15 protein-coding genes and 1 pseudogene are annotated in these 15,858 nt (G+C 58.6%); 7 read left to right on the top strand and 9 right to left on the bottom strand.

From position 1 onward, the window contains the following. Positions 1-883: 883 nt before the first annotated feature. On the top strand, positions 884-2,176 hold the full coding sequence (serS, locus tag PSAB_RS01880) for a serine--tRNA ligase (protein ID WP_025332895.1): 1,293 nt from the start codon (positions 884-886) through the stop codon (positions 2,174-2,176). A 180-nt stretch (positions 2,177-2,356) separates the two neighbouring features. On the opposite strand, the gene PSAB_RS01875 is transcribed toward serS, so the two are convergent. Then, positions 2,357-3,157 (bottom strand): AAC(3) family N-acetyltransferase, encoded by an 801-nt coding sequence (locus PSAB_RS01875; protein WP_025332894.1) that lies wholly within the window; start codon positions 3,155-3,157, stop codon positions 2,357-2,359. Positions 3,158-3,210: 53 nt separating this feature from the next. After that, positions 3,211-3,783 carry a hypothetical protein gene (locus tag PSAB_RS01870; protein WP_226991751.1) on the bottom strand — a complete coding sequence of 191 codons (573 nt, stop codon included), beginning with the start codon at positions 3,781-3,783 and terminating at the stop codon, positions 3,211-3,213. Positions 3,784-4,052: 269 nt separating this feature from the next. Between PSAB_RS01870 and PSAB_RS26020 the strand changes: the two genes are divergently transcribed. Next, entirely contained in the window at positions 4,053-5,069 is a 1,017-nt protein-coding gene (locus tag PSAB_RS26020; protein WP_226991750.1) for an HNH endonuclease, read from the top strand. A 106-nt stretch (positions 5,070-5,175) separates the two neighbouring features. Here PSAB_RS26020 and PSAB_RS01860 read toward each other — a convergent pair whose 3' ends face one another. Beyond that, on the bottom strand, positions 5,176-5,373 hold the full coding sequence (locus tag PSAB_RS01860; protein WP_025332892.1) for a YwbE family protein: 198 nt from the start codon (positions 5,371-5,373) through the stop codon (positions 5,176-5,178). Between the two features lie 108 nt (positions 5,374-5,481). Between PSAB_RS01860 and PSAB_RS01855 the strand changes: the two genes are divergently transcribed. Further along, the gene (locus tag PSAB_RS01855; RefSeq protein WP_025332891.1) at positions 5,482-5,784 is read left to right on the top strand and encodes a hypothetical protein; all 303 of its coding nucleotides are present in this window, start codon (positions 5,482-5,484) and stop codon (positions 5,782-5,784) included. Positions 5,785-5,787: 3 nt separating this feature from the next. On the opposite strand, the gene sdaAA is transcribed toward PSAB_RS01855, so the two are convergent. From sdaAA to PSAB_RS01840, 3 genes are all read right to left on the bottom strand, one after another. Beyond that, complete coding sequence (gene sdaAA, locus PSAB_RS01850; RefSeq protein ID WP_025332890.1) at positions 5,788-6,672, bottom strand: L-serine ammonia-lyase, iron-sulfur-dependent, subunit alpha; 885 nt, start codon at positions 6,670-6,672, stop codon at positions 5,788-5,790. Next, entirely contained in the window at positions 6,669-7,373 is a 705-nt protein-coding gene (gene sdaAB, locus PSAB_RS01845) for an L-serine ammonia-lyase, iron-sulfur-dependent subunit beta (RefSeq protein ID WP_025332889.1), read from the bottom strand. The genes sdaAA and sdaAB overlap by 4 nt, the downstream gene beginning before the upstream one ends. Before the next feature lie 235 nt (positions 7,374-7,608). After that, the gene (locus PSAB_RS01840) at positions 7,609-8,025 is read right to left on the bottom strand and encodes a GNAT family N-acetyltransferase (protein ID WP_025332888.1); all 417 of its coding nucleotides are present in this window, start codon (positions 8,023-8,025) and stop codon (positions 7,609-7,611) included. Between the two features lie 217 nt (positions 8,026-8,242). On the opposite strand from PSAB_RS01840, the gene PSAB_RS01835 reads away from it, so the two are divergent. The 3 genes from PSAB_RS01835 to PSAB_RS24385 all read left to right on the top strand — a co-directional run bounded on the left by PSAB_RS01835 (position 8,243) and on the right by PSAB_RS24385 (position 12,095). Further along, on the top strand, positions 8,243-9,469 hold the full coding sequence (locus PSAB_RS01835; RefSeq protein ID WP_051529700.1) for a phosphorylase family protein: 1,227 nt from the start codon (positions 8,243-8,245) through the stop codon (positions 9,467-9,469). Between the two features lie 1,238 nt (positions 9,470-10,707). Next, complete coding sequence (locus tag PSAB_RS01830; protein ID WP_025332886.1) at positions 10,708-11,607, top strand: SDR family oxidoreductase; 900 nt, start codon at positions 10,708-10,710, stop codon at positions 11,605-11,607. A 44-nt stretch (positions 11,608-11,651) separates the two neighbouring features. Further along, positions 11,652-12,095 (top strand): hypothetical protein, encoded by a 444-nt coding sequence (locus tag PSAB_RS24385; RefSeq protein WP_025332885.1) that lies wholly within the window; start codon positions 11,652-11,654, stop codon positions 12,093-12,095. A 45-nt stretch (positions 12,096-12,140) separates the two neighbouring features. Here PSAB_RS24385 and PSAB_RS01820 read toward each other — a convergent pair whose 3' ends face one another. Both PSAB_RS01820 and PSAB_RS01815 read right to left on the bottom strand, forming a co-directional pair. Further along, the gene (locus PSAB_RS01820; RefSeq protein ID WP_025332884.1) at positions 12,141-13,913 is read right to left on the bottom strand and encodes a bifunctional ADP-dependent NAD(P)H-hydrate dehydratase/NAD(P)H-hydrate epimerase; all 1,773 of its coding nucleotides are present in this window, start codon (positions 13,911-13,913) and stop codon (positions 12,141-12,143) included. 214 nt (positions 13,914-14,127) lie between these two features. Further along, positions 14,128-14,757, bottom strand: a complete 630-nt coding sequence (locus PSAB_RS01815; protein WP_158442546.1) for a hypothetical protein — start codon at positions 14,755-14,757, stop codon at positions 14,128-14,130. Between the two features lie 118 nt (positions 14,758-14,875). Between PSAB_RS01815 and PSAB_RS25285 the strand changes: the two are divergent. After that, positions 14,876-14,995, top strand: a pseudogene (locus PSAB_RS25285) (SDR family oxidoreductase); the annotation flags it as partial. A 6-nt stretch (positions 14,996-15,001) separates the two neighbouring features. On the opposite strand, the gene PSAB_RS01805 reads toward PSAB_RS25285, so the two are convergent. Continuing rightward, complete coding sequence (locus PSAB_RS01805) at positions 15,002-15,634, bottom strand: NAD(P)-dependent oxidoreductase (RefSeq protein ID WP_025332881.1); 633 nt, start codon at positions 15,632-15,634, stop codon at positions 15,002-15,004. Between the last annotated feature and the right edge of the window lie 224 nt (positions 15,635-15,858).

The following is a 15,858-nucleotide window of genomic DNA, read 5'->3' as shown; positions in this document are numbered from 1 at the left end:
AATACTTAAATTTTAATTATCGTAACAAAGGGGACCTGCCCATGTCAACGCGGACGGGCTCTCAAGCTTGAAAAGCGTCGGCAAATAACGAGACCTTGACGAGAGGCTCCTTTAAGCATCAATTACTGCACGGCTGTTCGAATTCGACAAACCTCTTCTGGAATAGCACCCCGCAAGAAAGAAGGGTTGATGGCTTCAGCCGGAGCGGCGGGCAAACTAAACATGCGATACGAACTTCAATGAGACGCGGGTGAGCAGGGTAGGGCAGAAAACCTGAAATAGTGCATCTTTTTTTCCATTTGAAGCAGCCACGGGTAAAGCGCCTGTAAATGTGCAGTTTTGGGGCTTGTTCAACCTCAAATTCATTCCACACAGTTGAAATTCCTGCATAATCTCAGGAACTTCATGATAACCGACGCTTTTGATGGAAAAAAACTGCACTTGAGCCGTTTTGCCAGCCAGACGGGCAGTTCCAAGCAAACATGCCCTAACGCATCAGATCGAACATAACGCATCAGATTGAACATAGGAATCTGTATTGGTCATCCGCTCATTTTACCAAGCCTTCTGTACGGACGAGCCAATACTTCCGCTCCTCCCTTCTTGCCATCGGCTTCTCCCTGCGCTATACTAAACGGCAACATCACATCCCGATCAGGCTAATGACCGGCATCCAACCGCGAGGCGTTTGCGACCGGGGCGGCATCATGACCGCTCTCTAAGTTTACCGGGTTTCGCCCGTTACCGCGAAGACCAAAGAGGATCGAATACATGCCGATTTAGGCTAGGATTCGGTCAACCTGGGTGGCACCGCGAGCTGACGCTCCTCGTCCCATGGATGAGGGCGTTTTTTGTATTTTTTTACAAAAAGGAGCGAACGGTTATGCTGGACATGGGTTGGATCAGGGAAAATGCGGAGCTTGTCAGACAGACGGCCAAGTGGAAAAAGGTTGATTTTCCGCTAGGTGAGCTGCTGGAATGGGATGACCGCCGGCGCGAGCGGCGCCGGGAGACGGAAGATCTCCGGACGCGGCGCAATGCGCTGACCAAGGAAGTGGAGTCGCTGCTGCGGCAGGGGAAGCTTGCGGAGGGTGAAGCGGCCAAGGAACAGGTAAGGGAGATCGGCGGAAGGTTGGCTGATCTGGAACCGCGGCTGGCTGAAGCGGAGACCAAATGCCGGGAGCTAATGCTCCTGGCTCCAAATCCCGTGTCGAAAGATACGCCGATCGGCGAGAGCGACAAGGACAATGTGGAGGTCCGGCGCTTCGGGGAGCTTCCGGCCTTCGGCTTTGAGCCCCGGGATCATGTGGAGCTTGGCGAGCTGCATGACATTATTGACATTCCGCGCGGCGTCAAGGCGGGCGGGCCCCGCAGCTATACGCTCAAGGGAACCGGGGTATATCTGCATCTCGCCGTGCAGCGGCTCGCGCTTGATGTACTGACCGCCAGAGGGTTCACGGTTATGGACGTACCGGCAATCGTCCGCCCGGAGACGCTTGAACGCACGGGCTTCTTCCCCAGCGGGATGGACCAGACCTATGAGCTGAGCGGCGAGAACCGCTGGCTTGCGGGCACCTCGGAGGTACCGCTTGTCTCGCTGTACAGCGACGAAATCGTTGACTTGACGGAGCCGATGAGACTGGCCGGGATATCGCCCTGCTTCCGGCGCGAGGTCGGCTCGGCGGGACGTGACGTGCGCGGGCTGTACCGCGTGCACCAGTTCTCGAAGATCGAGCAGGTTGTCCTGTGCGAGAACGACCCGGAGGTTTCGGAGCGCATGCTGCAGGAGATTTTGGCGAACGCCGAGCATATTTTGCAGCTGCTGGAGCTGCCCTACCGCGTCGTGGCCGTCTGCACCGGCGACATGTCGCTGAAGACGCACAAGCAGTACGACATCGAGACGTGGATGCCGGGGCGCAGCGCCTACGGAGAGACGCACTCGGCGTCGAATCTACTGGATTTCCAGGCCCGCCGCTCGAATATCCGCTACCGGGACGCGGGCGGCAGGGCGCGATACTGCCACACGCTGAACAATACGGCGGCGGCCACGCCGCGCATCCTTATCCCGCTGCTGGAGAACCACCAGCGGGAGGACGGCTCGATTTATATTCCGCAGGCTTTGCGGAAGTATATGGACGGGCGGGAGGTTATTCCCGCGCCGCAGACGGCGCTGTAAGACGGCGCGCGAGGTTAGGCGGCCCATGGCGGTTACCGCCCCATTCCAGGGATCCGTTCGGGATGATCGGGGCCGGGACGGGCGCCGCCGGCTTGCCTAACACTGAAAAAAAGGTCCAACCGGGAATAGCCGGTTGGACCTTTTGCCATGCGGATTGTCGGCCTCAGCAGCCGAAAACGCCTAACGCCGCTGTTCAAGCCACCGTACGGCATAATCCACAACGGCCCGCTGGGACATCAGCTTGGCAGGCGCTGCCGCGACCAGGCCCTGACGGACCAGCCCGGTTTCCCGTTCAAAGTCCTCGCCGATGCGGCCGAAATCATCCGAGTTCCATTCCAGATCGGGAAACCGCGCCCATCTTCTCGTCCCGTTCTCGGTGATCGGGGCGCCGGCTTCAACTTCTTTTTTTCCACGGTAAGCGGCACGGTACTCTGCAAGATGCATGGAGGTGTTGTTTAAATGCCCTACACCGAGCAGCAGCACCATCCCATCCAGATCGTATAGACGCCCAAGCGGCGATCCGTCTCCCAGACCGTAGGGCAGTTCATGTCCGGCGGTAACCGTATCGGCATGCTTGCCCCAGCCGGCGAAGGAATAGAGCGGATGCCCGCTGCGCCGCACCCTCGTCTGCTTGCGAAACGTTTCCGGTATAACGCCCATCCCGCGCGGAAGCGTCAACCCGGGATCGTAGGGCGGCATCTCCTCCCGGATCGAATCCCACCACTCCTTCGGAACCGGGGGATTGATCCAGCCCGAAGGATCGGTGAGATCGGTCGAATGTGTCGGCATGATGAGCGTTCCGTCTTCGCCCAGCGCTTCCTCCAGCGCCAGAATCACGGCGACGGGCCCGCCCGCCACCCATTTACCCAGCGATTTGAACGAAGAATGCAGCAGCACCGTCATCCCTTCGCGCAGGCCAAGACGCCGGAAATCCTCCGCCAGGGTCCGTACGGTGATTAAATTCCCTTTGATTTCTTCCATAAAACAATCTCCAATCGTATCTATAGCTGTGCGTTATACGTTAGACCCGTCTATCACAGGTTTACCTTGTAGCTGCCTGCCTCCCGATCCGGCAAATGGCTTCCCCGCCCGGGAGGCAGCAGAAAAAACCGCTGCACGGAAGGAAGAAGCGTCACAATCTGAATGAGCAGCCCAAGGCTCATATAAAATACATGCACGAGGCTGACCGAGTTCATAATGTACGTCTCCACCATGATCCAGATTATCTGGCCAAATCCCACATATAAGGATAGCGCCCAGGAGGAATGCAGCTCTTTAAAGGGAGTAAGGGTGTCGGCCCATGCCCAGCGCGGTTTTTTGACCATACCATACAGCACAAGAAACGGAAATAATCCGAACACCGCCAGCAGGATAATACCCGGAAATAAATAATCGGAAAAAGGCGACCGCTTCAGCACGATATCCGCCGGCATCCCCATCATGCTCCCGCTTGGATCGATGATGAGCATCACCCCTCCGGCGATGGCTCCCAGGCCCAAAAAGGCCTGCAAAACATAAAGAAACAGCACAGAGGGCGGCCGTCTTTCCGCTTCCTTCTCTTCCGATCCCACGCCCGGCTTCACCGTCCGGTTTACCCGTTGACTCATTCCTTTTTCCCCGCTTCCATACTTGAATTGGGCGGCCCGCAAGACGGGCGGTCATCCTTTGCTCTCATTATAACGAAACCTTCCGGTTTGCGATGAGACACCGATTACACCCGGTCAATATCAGGGGAGCGTATGAAAAGTGTGATTATCCGTACTTTGCGTTATACTTGTATCATTGAGCCCAATTCAGGAATTTTATAGTCCAAGAAGACAAATAGATAAGCGCCCTTCTTAACAATTCTTTCTTATATTTTAAAAAAGAGGTGACAGTGGGCGGCGGCTCCGGCCGGCCGCTTTCGAGCATGCCTATTCCTTCCGTTGATCAGCATTCAACCAAACAGTGCGCTTACTGCCTTGAGTATAAACCGCTCTCGGAATTCCGGAGGCGGACTGGCAAACGCTCCAAGGCGGATTCCCGCCGCGGCGCCTGCCGGGAGTGCCGGAAACTCCGCGAAGCCGAAGCGGCCCGGGCCTCCGCCCCGCAGGAGACGGCGCTCGCCAAGGCGCCGGTAACCGTCCGGGCCATAGCACCGCCAATGGCCCGGCCTCCGCGGCCCGCCCGCGCCGCCGCTGAAGCGGCTCCCGGCGGCCAGGCCCCGCGCGGGGCTGCGGACGGCGCCGTCACGGCCGCAGCTGCCCGGCCGGCCCCGCGTCCGGCGCGGCCTGCCGCGAAGGAGCGGCCCGAGCCGGACGCAGCGGCTGCGGCACAGCCGGCTCCGGCGGCGGGCGCTTCCGCGCCTGGCCCCGCCGGGGAGTCGCGGCCGCCGGGGCCCCGGAAGCGCAAGCGGTCCCGGGGCACGGCAGCCGCCGAGCGGAAGCCGCATGCTTCCGCGACGGAGAGCGCGGCCAAGCCCCGCCCGCGTGCGGCGGAGCAGGCGGCGACCCATCCGCACCGGCGCTGGCCCAAGCCCGAGCCGGAGGACGTCTCGGCGCTCATTCCCTCGAAGCAGGGAATGATTCTAATGCGGGGCTACAGCGACAAGGGACGGCGCTGGCATCAGGAGATCGACCTCGATCTCGCGGTGACGCTCGTGCGGGAGAAGGCCGCCGTCGTGGTCAACCGCCGGACGATTCGCCGGTTGTTCAGCAACAAGGACTTCCGCCGGTATATTTTGACCCGGGACCGATATACGTGTCATTTCTGTGGTTTATACGGCGATACGATCGACCATCTGCTGCCCCGCGCCAAGGGAGGGCATACGACGCCCGTGAACTGCGTCTGCGCCTGCAATCTGTGCAACCAGGCCAAAGCAGACCAGTACGTCGACGAATTTATGGGTAATTAACGTTAACACCAAACGAAAACGCCCCATTTCGGCAGGCCGCCAAATCAACAAGCTTGGCGCTGCGCGGAATGGGGCGTTCACGATTTAGTGGGAATCAGCCGCCGGATTACGGACCCAGTATATGCTTGACCCTTCCGACCTGACCGCTCGTCAACCTCACCTTGATGCCGTGGGGATGGCGGGGCGAATTTGTCAAAATGTCCTTGACCGTGCCCCGGGTCAGCTTGCCCGTGGGCTGATCCTGCTTCAGCACGATATCCACTTCAAGCCCCGGCCGAATATCCGCCCTGCTCTGTCCGTTCATGCCGCTTGTCCTCCTTTCGCATCGACGTTTGCCCTCCGGCCTGCAGGTGCAAAACCGGCGGAAATGATTATAATTAAGCTACCTACTAAAGATAAGGATGAGACTGCTATGGCTTTTGGCGTAAAAAAAGAAGAACTGAACCGCTGGAAACAGGCGGTCCTGGACGGGGAGATCGCTTTTCTGACCCATTACTGGCTTGATCCCCGTTTCCCCGGCGTAACAACCGTAACCAAGGTGGGCTGCAGCGATCTGGACCGTCTCGAAGGCTGGTGCAGGGACAACGATCTGCCTCCGCAATATATCCATAACCGGCGTCCGTTCCCCCACTTTGACCTCATCGGAGCCAGGCAGCCGGAAATTCTAAAGCGGGAGGGGCAGTGGGATCAGCTTCGCCGCTTCAAGCTGCTCTAGCCTTTATTGCCTGCGCTGCTGACGCAGATCCTCCATGATTTTGCGGCCGGTCGGCGTCTGGGCAAGCCCTCCTCCGGCCGTCTCGCGGTGCTTCTCGGGCATGGCCGCTCCAACCTCCAGCATGACCTTGATCACCTCGTCGGACGGAATGACGCTTCGCACGCCGGCCAGCGCCATATCCGCCGCTGCCAGCGCCGTAACGGCGCCGAAGCCGTTGCGGACGATGCAGGGAATCTCGACGAGCCCGCCCACCGGATCGCAGATGAGGCCCAGAGAATTTTTGAGTGCCAGACCCACGGCATGCACCGCCTGGGCCGGTGTGCCGCCGCGCAGCTCCGTCAGCGCTCCCGCCGCCATGCCGATGGCCGAACCGACCTCAGCCTGGCAGCCTCCCTCCGCTCCCGAAACAAAAGAATTATTGGCGATGACATAGCCGATCGCGCCGGCGGCGAACAGTCCGTAAGTCATTACGTCGTCGTCCCAGCCGAAGCGTTCCTGGCAGCTTAAGAATACGCCGGGAATAATACCGCAGGAGCCCGCTGTCGGCGTGGCGATGATCCGTCCCATCGAGGCGTTCACCTCCGAGACGGCCAGGGCATAGGCCAGCGCCTGCCCCGCCGGTCCGCCCAGACAGGATTCGTTCCCTGCGTTATAGGCGCCTACGCGCTGGGCATCCAGCCCGGTAAGTCCGCTGCGCGAAGTCGTGTCCGTCTCCATCCCGCGCCGCACGGCCTCCTTCATTACCCCGTAATATTCCTTCATTTTGGCAAATTCACGCTCGCTGGGACGGCCGGATTCGGCGCTCTGCTCTTCCAGCATCAAGGCGCCGATGCTCACTGCCCGCTCCTGTGCCAAATCGGCGAGCTGGTTCAACGTTTGAAAATTCATGAGGTCTTTCCCTTCCCTTTCTCTTCCTTTGGACTCTCGTCCAGGTGGATCAGCTTCACCGATTGTACCGCGGGCAGGGCTTCCAGCTCCCTCAGCAGCTCCGGAGCCAGCATCTCATCCAGCTCCAATACGGTCAGAGCGGCTCCGCTGCGGTGTTTGCGGTCCAGAGACATATGCCCGATGTTGACCCGGCCTCTGCGCATCGTATCCGTCACGCTGGCCAGCACGCCGAGATAGTCCCTATGATGAATCAGGACCGTAGGATACATCCCGGACAGCTTGACGCTGAACTCGTCGATTTCGATAATTTCGATGTTGCCGCCCCCGATCGAAATCCCCGTAAGCGTCAGACCTTGGCCGCTGCCGGACAGACACAGCCGTACCGTGTTGGGATGCGGGAACAATCCGGCACCCTGCCGAAACGAAATGTCCATACCCTCCCGTTCGGCGATTTCAATGGAATCCGGAAGCCGCAAATCGTCAGTCGGGAAATCCAGCAGTCCCCCGGCAATCGCCCGGTCCGTGCCGTGCCCCTGATAGGTTGCCGCAAACGATCCGTAAAAAATAACCTCCGCCTTCAGCGGCATTTCGCCCAGCAGCTGCCTGGCCGCCCGGCCGATGCGGGCCGCGCCCGCCGTGTGGGAGCTCGAAGGCCCGACCATCGCCGGTCCGATTATGGAGAACACATCTTTAAACCGCATGGCTTAAGCCTCCGCTTTCTATTCAAGCTTGGAAAGCCGCTTCTACGCTTCCAGACAAGTCGGCATTTAAATACGAAATTGAATCTATGCCTGCTTAAATTATACTGCAATGGCGGAGAAACTGTGAAATTTGTCGAACCCTCCGCCCGGCTTGTCCCGTACTGCAACCTTCCGCGTTTACCCCGGGCGGCGTTCCTGCGGTCAGGGATGAAAATGAGCAGCTTATCGCTTTTTGTCAGGTAACTTGCGAGTACAGCAGAATGCCGTCCCTGAGCTCCCAGCCGATTCCGCTCCAGAACCGCTGGCCGTCCATATTGCTCCCGATTACCATCAGATGGCACTTGGCGATTCCCTCAGCGCGCAAAGCTTCCAGGCAGTTCGACACCAGTCTCCGCCCGATGCCCTTCCCCCGGTGCTCCCCGCTGACCGCGACATGATACAAAAACCCCCGCCGCCCGTCATGGCCGCACAGCGCAGTCCCGGCAAGTTCGCCCTCCAGAGATTCACACACCTGACTTAGACCCCGGTTGCGTTCCAGAAAGAGGGAGATCTCTTCCCGCGAATCCGCTGCGCTAAGCCCCATGCCCTTCGTATTCTTCCACAGCGAATAGGCCGCTTCGTAATCTTCCTTCGTCATCTCTCTGTAAATCATTATTCTCCCCCCTAATCATATCTCTCCACTTTTAACATAATCTGCTATTCAGTTCAATGAAAATTCGGTATCGGCAGAGTGTCTCAGGGCCCCTCAAGGCTTCTTATAACGGTTTGTTTTCACCTGGACCAAAATTTCTTCTTTACACCCTTCGTTTTTTTTCATTATATTAATATTTAATATATTAATAATGAAATGACACTGGAGGAATGCAAAAGTGAAAAAAGCCACGGCAATGTTAATCGTATTTTGTATGGTGGTCATCAGCGGCTTCGCCTATTATCCGTCAGCGGCCAGCGCCAAGACTGCGGAAAAAGCCCCTATCGCGGTACAGGGCGCGCTTGATGTCGAAATTGAATCGCTGCTCAAAGCAATGGGCGAGTACAAAACCCAAAAAGTGGGCATGTACAGCTACTACATAGGCAAAATCGACGGAATCCCGGTGATTGTCAGCCGGACGGAGATGGGAATGGTGAACGCGGCCACAGCAACAACGCTGCTCATTAAAACCTTCCATCCGCGGGCCATCATTAATCAGGGAACAGCCGGAGGCCATGATGAAAAGACGCATCTGTATGATATTGTCGTCGGCAAAGAGCTGATCAACTATATCAACACGATCTCCCCGACCCGAAAAGCGGGTGAAGGCAGCAAGCCGGAGACGTGGAACATGATGACGACCGATGTGCGTGATGACGAAGACAACCTGATGAAATACAAAACGTTCAAAAGCACGCCGGAACTGGTTCAAGCCGCAATGTCGGTAAAAAACAAGTACATGCACGGGAACGTCTATGCCGGAACGATCGGCAGCGCCGACCAATTCAACAATGAGGTTGACCGGATTTTGTGGACCAATGAGGTGCTTGGCATGATGGCCGAGGATATGGAGACGGCTTCCGTGGCTCAAGTGGCGAACGGCTTCCACGTTCCTTTCGTGGGCATCCGGGGGATGTCCGACGCAGGCAGACATGATGAACACTGGAATCCGACAAGCGGAAGAAACGCCGGCGTCTGGACAGGCGAGTTTGTGGTTGAGGTTATCAAAGCGATCGACAAGCAGGTCAATTTCGCCACGATTACCGAAGTCAACGGCTTCAATCTGTATGTGAACGATGTAAAACAAGATATTTACATGCTGGATTACAAAGGCAAGGCGCTGATTCCGATCCGCAATCTGGCGGGCGTGCTCTCCGGAACCAAGGCGTCCGGCGTAAGCTTCAACGCGACGACCAAATCCATTACCTTCAAATATGATGCCAAGTCAGCGACATTTAAAGCGGGCAACAGCTTCTTCTTCGATGCGCAGGGCGCAAAGCAGCTGGTCGAGTCCCCAACGGTTGTGGTTAACGGCAAAACCTATGTGAGCCTTGACCTCGTCTCGAAAGCGTTTGGACTGCAGACGAAAGCCGACGGCGTGGATTTGTACATCACCGCGCAATAATAAATGGAGCGGACCGCTCCTTCTATGTAAAAAAGGCCGGGCAGGGAATTGCATTCCCTTGCCCGGCTTTTTGCGCCTGCGCGGCCGGGAGCCTCCGTTCCGCGTCAGGTCTTCATGCTGCTGGCGAGTGACTCCATTTTGCGTCAGGTCTTCGTGCTGCTGCCGGGAGTCTCTATTCCCTGCCAGGTCTTCATGCTGCTGACGAGAGCCTCCGTTCCGCACCAGGTCTTCGTGCTGCCGACAGTCTCCATTTCCGCGCCAGGTCTTCGTGCCGCCGAGAGCCTCCCTCCATTTCGCGTCAGGTCTTCAAGCTGCCGACAGTCTCCGTTCCACGCCAGATCTTCATGCTACCGAGAGTCTCCGTTCCGCGCCAGGTCTTCATGCAAGTTGGCGGGCCGGTTTGCGGACATTCCTGCGTGTGTACATCTTTTTCCGTAGAGTTCCTCCTGCCCTGACCCAATTCCTACAAAAGTGCAGGCATTTCTCCTCCGACCTCCCGCTTGGCACCCCGCAAGCTCTAAAAACTGCACAAATGTAGCCTTTCCTTCTTCCAAGCGCGCATTTAACCTGATAAACCTGCAGATTTGCAGGTAAATGCCCTGCCACCAGATTCGTGTTGCCGCCAGAGAAGGAGGCTATAATGAAATTCATGCTGGCGAGTGACTCCATTTTGCGTCAGGTCTTCATATGAGTTAGCGGGCCGGTTTGCGGACATTCCTGCGTCTATACATCTTTTTCCGTGGAGTTCCTCCTGCCTAGACCCAATTCCTACAAAAGTGCAGGCATTTCTCCTCAGACCTCCCGCTTGGCACCCCGCACGCTCTAAAAACTGCACAAACGTAGCCTTTCCTTCTTCCAAGCGCGCATTTAACCTGATAAACCTGCAGATTTGCAGGTAATGCCCTGCCACCAGATTCGTGTTGCCGCTAGAGGAGGGGGCCGTAATGAAATTCAGTTTGTTACCCTACACCGTGTATACAGAATGAACAGAATTAGGGAGTGGGGCGGGTTGCGAACATTCCTAACGCCTGCTGCCGTCGCACTCTCCCACCATAATCGAATGCCGCACGGAGCTCTCCGAGACGGTCCCCCTGCATGGGCGGCCGTAAAATAAGACGCGTTCAAGAAGGTGCCGGTTCAGCCAATCGCTCCCCGGACGGGCACCCCTCTCTGGGCGGCTGCATAGACATATACCATCACAGGAAGTACATGCGAACGTCAAGGAGGATAACCCGCCAGTGAACCCCATTTATCCCTATTACGGATACAAAACGGTCTGTGAAGTGCAGCCGCTTACCTTCCCCCCGCAGCACCAGAACCGCCAGCCCGGGCTCGAAAGCCTGATGCAGCCCCGGCCGATCAGCGAAGACCCCGAGTCCCGCGGAAGCGGGAAGCTGCAGGGAAAGGTTGCGCTCATTACCGGCGGAGACAGCGGAATCGGAAAGGCGGCCGCGATCGCTTTTGCCAAGGAGGGTGCGGATGTCGCTATTGCTTATCTTTGGGAAAGACCGGATGCCGAGGAGACGCGGCAGCGCATCGAGCAGTTGGGAAGACGTTGTCTGCTGATCGAATGCGATCTTCGGCCTAAAAGGAACTGCTTCGCCGCGGTGGAGCGCACAGTCCGAACATTCGGCAAGCTGGATATTCTGGTGAACAATCATGCCGTTCAATATCCGCAGAAGAGCATTTTGGATATTTCAGAGGAGCAGCTGCATCAGACGTTTTGCACGAATATTTTTCCGTTCTTCTACCTTTCCCAGGCCGCCATTCCGCATATGAAAAAAGGGTCCGCCATCATCAACACAGCTTCGATCACCGCCTACCAGGGGCATAAAGAGCTGATCGACTACTCATCGACCAAAGGAGCCATCGTCTCCTTCACCCGCTCTCTCGCTCTTTCGCTGGTGGACCAAGGCATCCGAGTGAACAGCGTTGCGCCGGGTCCGGTATGGACACCGCTTATCCCCTCCAGCTTCTCCGCTGAAGAAGTCAGTGTCTTCGGGCTGGAGTCGCCGATGAAGCGGGCCGCCCAGCCTTACGAGCTTGCCGGGGCTTACGTGTATCTGGCCTGCTCCGATTCGAGCTATGTAACGGGAGCGTGCATCCATGTCAATGGAGGGGAAATGGTTACAAGCTGACGCCCTCTCTCAATCACGAACAATTCTCCAAAGGAGACAACGTTATGAAACCTGTCCCGAAAAACGTCCCGTCGGTCCGCCTGACCGCCGGCATGTACGCCTTGAGCAAGCTCTCCGCCGCCGGCCTGACCTTCACGCTGCTGGGACTGCTGTCCTTTATGTTTCCCCATACCGGCACAGGCTGGCTGTCCGCTCCGGCCTACAATGTATACGCCTACGCCCTTACCGCCTCTCTACCGGCTGACGGCCTGCTGAAGCTGGCGGGAACCCGGTCAAAGGTTGCCGCCCTAATTATTTATGCGCTTGCCGGATTCGGCGCGGGGCTGTGGCTGGCCCATGACCAGGGAAGTGCCTGGGTGTGGAGCGCGTTTCCCGGAATAGCGGCACTGCTCTTATTCCGCTTGAGCGAGCTTGCCGGAGAACGCATACCGGCGCTGCTTCCCGTGTTCGCCCTGTTCGTTCCACTGCTCTGCCTCCAGCTGCTCTAAAGTGCGCCGCACCGGGAAGAACCGTAAGCGGCGGAGTGGCTGGATTCAGAGCGCCTCGATAATATCCGAGGCGATAACCGACGCCGGATCGTCCCGGAGAAGCGCTGCCTTTTCACCCGCCAGACCGTGCAGATAGACCCCGAAAGCTGCGGCCTGGGCGCCGTCCAGCCCTTGGGCCAGCAGTCCGGCGATAATCCCTGTCAGGCAATCGCCGGCGCCGCCGGTGGCCATGCCCGGATGGCCGGTCGTATTGACGAAGACCCTGCCGTCCGGCGAGGCAATCACCGTATGCGCCCCCTTGAGCACAAGCGTTACGCCCCGCTCCCGGGCGAAGGACAGCGCCAGACCGATCCGGTCCCGCTGAACCTCCTTCGTCTGCACACCGGCCAGTCTGGCCATTTCACCGGGATGCGGCGTCAGGATGACGGGCGCCCGCCGCTGCCGCCAAGACCCGTAATCGCTCTCGGCCAGAATGTTCAGCGCATCGGCGTCCACTACCAGCGGACAGTCCGAGCCCTCCCAGATGGCCTTCAGCCAAGCTTTGTCATCATCGAAACGCCCGATCCCCGGACCGATCGCCAGCACATCCCGCTGCTTGGCCAGCTTCAGCACCTCTTCCGCGGCCGCGGCATTCCATGTACCGTCCGCTTCTCCGCCGGCATCGGCCAGCATCAGCTCGGGAGCCGCGCCGACCAGAAGGGGCAGCAGCTTGCCCGGCACCGCCCAGGTCGCAAGCCCGCAGCCCGCCCGCAGCGAGGCGCGGGCTGCGAGCAGACCGGCGCCGCTCATGCGGAGACTGCCCGCGGCCACGAGCACATGGCCGTAAGTGCCCTTATGCCCGTCGGGCGCGCGGCGGCGCCGGACATCGACGCCCAGCACACCTTCCAGCACGGCGGGCGTCAGCCAGTAGGCGGACAAGCCCTCTTCCCGGGCGAGTCCGGCCGGTATGCCGATGGAGCGGACGACGACGCTGCCGGCGGCTCCCGCTCCGGGGTATTGAAGGAGGCCTCGCTTGAGGAAAGCGAGGCAGACCGTAAGCGACGCCTGAATACACGGCTCATGCGTCTCTCCCGTGTCCGCGTTCAGCCCGCTCGGGATATCCGCGGACACGATGGGCTTGCCGCTTGCGTTCGCCGCGGCAATCAGCTCCGCGTAGGCGCCGCGCGGCGCGCCCGCGGCGCCCGTGCCCAGCAGCGCATCCAGGATGCCGCTGTACCCGGCGAAGTCTGGGCAGCCCCCGCCATGCACGGCGGCTGGCAGTCCCATCGCCGCAGCGGCACCCTGCTGCAGGGCGGCCTCGCCGGTCAGCGACTCCGGCGGGACCGCGTACAGGAGCGAGACGGCGATGCCCGCCTCGCGAAGGTGCCGGGCGGCGACCAGGCCGTCGCCGCCGTTGTTGCCCTTGCCGACGAGCACGAGCCAATGCTCGCTCTCGGCATGGTCCGCCATCAGCGCGGCATCGCCGCTGATGGCCAGCTTCGGCGGCGATGCCGGGCCGCCGCCGGGGCCGCCGCTGCGGGGCGTCGCGCCCGCTGCGAAGGCAACGCCGCGCGCGCCGCTTCGCGCGGCGGGTTCTCCGTGGGCGCTGCCGGCCGCCCACGCCCCGGCATCAAGCGGCGCGCTGCTGCCCTGCGCCGCGCCGCCTCCCTGCCGCGGGGCGCCGGCCGACCCGGCCTTGCCCCGCCGGTTGCAGAAGGCGATAATCTCCTCCGCTATCGCGCGCCCGGCATTTTCCATCAGCGCCACTGCCGGAATACCTATCCGGTCAATCGTGATGCGATCGACCCGCCGCATTTCTTCCGCCGTCACCAAATGCATTCCCCGTTCTCCCCTTCCCTTGTCCTCTGAAACTCTCAATTTTTTACCGTAATCGGCTGAGCCCCGTCAATACCCCACCGTGAACCGCGTCAGCGGCGTAATCCTTCACTCATATCTCGCTTCTTCCGTTCCGGACAGCTCCTCTTTGCTCTACCATCTGACCATGACAATTGTACTTCACCCTCTTTTCGATTACTTCTGTAATCCCACTAGGCTATTGATGTATAGTGATCCGGTAGACGTCATAAGCTGACCGTGTTTGTACAGTTACGTAAATCCATTGGCCGGACACGGCATCGCTGATTTTCAAATGCGACGGGACGATCCCGTTTCGCCAGATCATCTTTTTCTTACGGGAATCGTAAACAGATATCTCTCTGACTTGGTCGTCCCATCCGACAGGAGTTAACTGGATCGTCAATTCTCCATCCCGCTGCGGCAAGTATGTATACTTCGTTTCTCTCGTTTGGCTTTGGCTATGGTCCAGTTCCATGTGCTCGATGCCGGGTTGAAGAACGATAGCGGAAGAAAAATCGAGATTCTTGTTTTGCGTCACCATCGATTTCATGATACCCAAAGTCGCGCCAATTAACAGGATTCCAGCCAGCACGGAAAGTGTAACAAGGAATGTTCTCCACCCTCTACTGTAGGTGTAAACGAGCAGCAAGTAGAGCGCAAAAAGCAACGTCCCCACTATGGCAATTCCGATGCCGAAGGCGGTGGCCAGCCCACTGAAATCGAAAAAACCACCGCCGCTCTTCTCCCCGCCTACCATAAGAGATAGTATCGACAAAACCAATACTAGAATGTAAAGCAACATAGCTAAGGAATATCTCTTTTTCATGCGCTTCCCGCTTTCTAAAATGTAGAACGTACAGAGGGACTTGTCTGATTAGTTTAATAACAGTCCATTCAGCAACTTGGCCGCTTCAGCCCGCGTCAGCGAAGCTTGGGGGTCAAGATCAACCAAAGGAGCCATCGTCTCGTTCACCCGCTCCCTCACTCTTTCGCTTGTGGACCAAGGCATACGTGTGAACAGCTTCGCGCCGAGTCCGGTATGGACGCCGCTCATCCCCTCCACCTGCGTATCAATACCCCACCGTAAACCGCGTCCCGATGAAATTCCCTTCCTCCAATTCATCGATAACCGCGGCGGCGTAATCCTGAATGCTGATCTCGCTTTTGCCGTTCTCGTCCACCACAAGGCGGTCCAGCCCGACACGGAACTGCCCCGTTCGCCGTCCCGGGGAAATCATCGCCGCTGGGCTGGCATAGGTGTACTCCAGGCCGGACTGCGCATAGATTTCATACGCATCGGCGTGAGCCGCCGCCAGCGGCCTGATTTCCTCCGGAAACTCCGGCGTATCCATCAGCCGCTCGCCCGAGTCCGTCTTCAGGCTCCCCGCGCCTCCAACCACAATTAGCCGGTTCACGCCGGCCGTCTTCAGGCCTTCAACCAGCGAGCGGGCGACTTCAAGAAGCTCGCCCTCCGCCCCGAATTCAGGGTCATAGGCGCTGATCGCTGCCTCGTGGCCCCCAGCTGCCCGCGCCACCTCTTCCGGTCGCAGCAGATCAGCGGGCAGCGTTAGCAGCCCGTTGTGCTGAATCTCCAGCGCCTCCGGCCGCCGGACCGCCGCCGTCACCTCATGCTTCCGCTTCAGTGCTTCTTCCAGAATGGCGCGGCCAATCGTTCCCGATGCGCCGAACAATACGATTTTCATATCCCTTTTCCCTCTTTCGGTTTTGTAAATTTTTCATACCCAGTCTTTCCTTCCTCGTTCATCCACTATTCGATGCGGGGCAACGCAAGAGTCATCCTCCGTGGATCAAGCGGCATATCGGGCATCCAACTATAACAACGGGAAAATGTCCCTCTATTTTTCTGAACTGGGACCTTTTTAAGACATTAGACGGAAAAACTCATTCTAATTTCTGCCATGAGGGT

Origin of the sequence: Paenibacillus sabinae T27 (assembly GCF_000612505.1) — a bacterium.
Taxonomy (GTDB): Bacteria; Bacillota; Bacilli; order Paenibacillales; family Paenibacillaceae; genus Paenibacillus_AQ; species Paenibacillus_AQ sabinae.
This window is presented reverse-complemented; position numbering and strand designations above follow the sequence as displayed.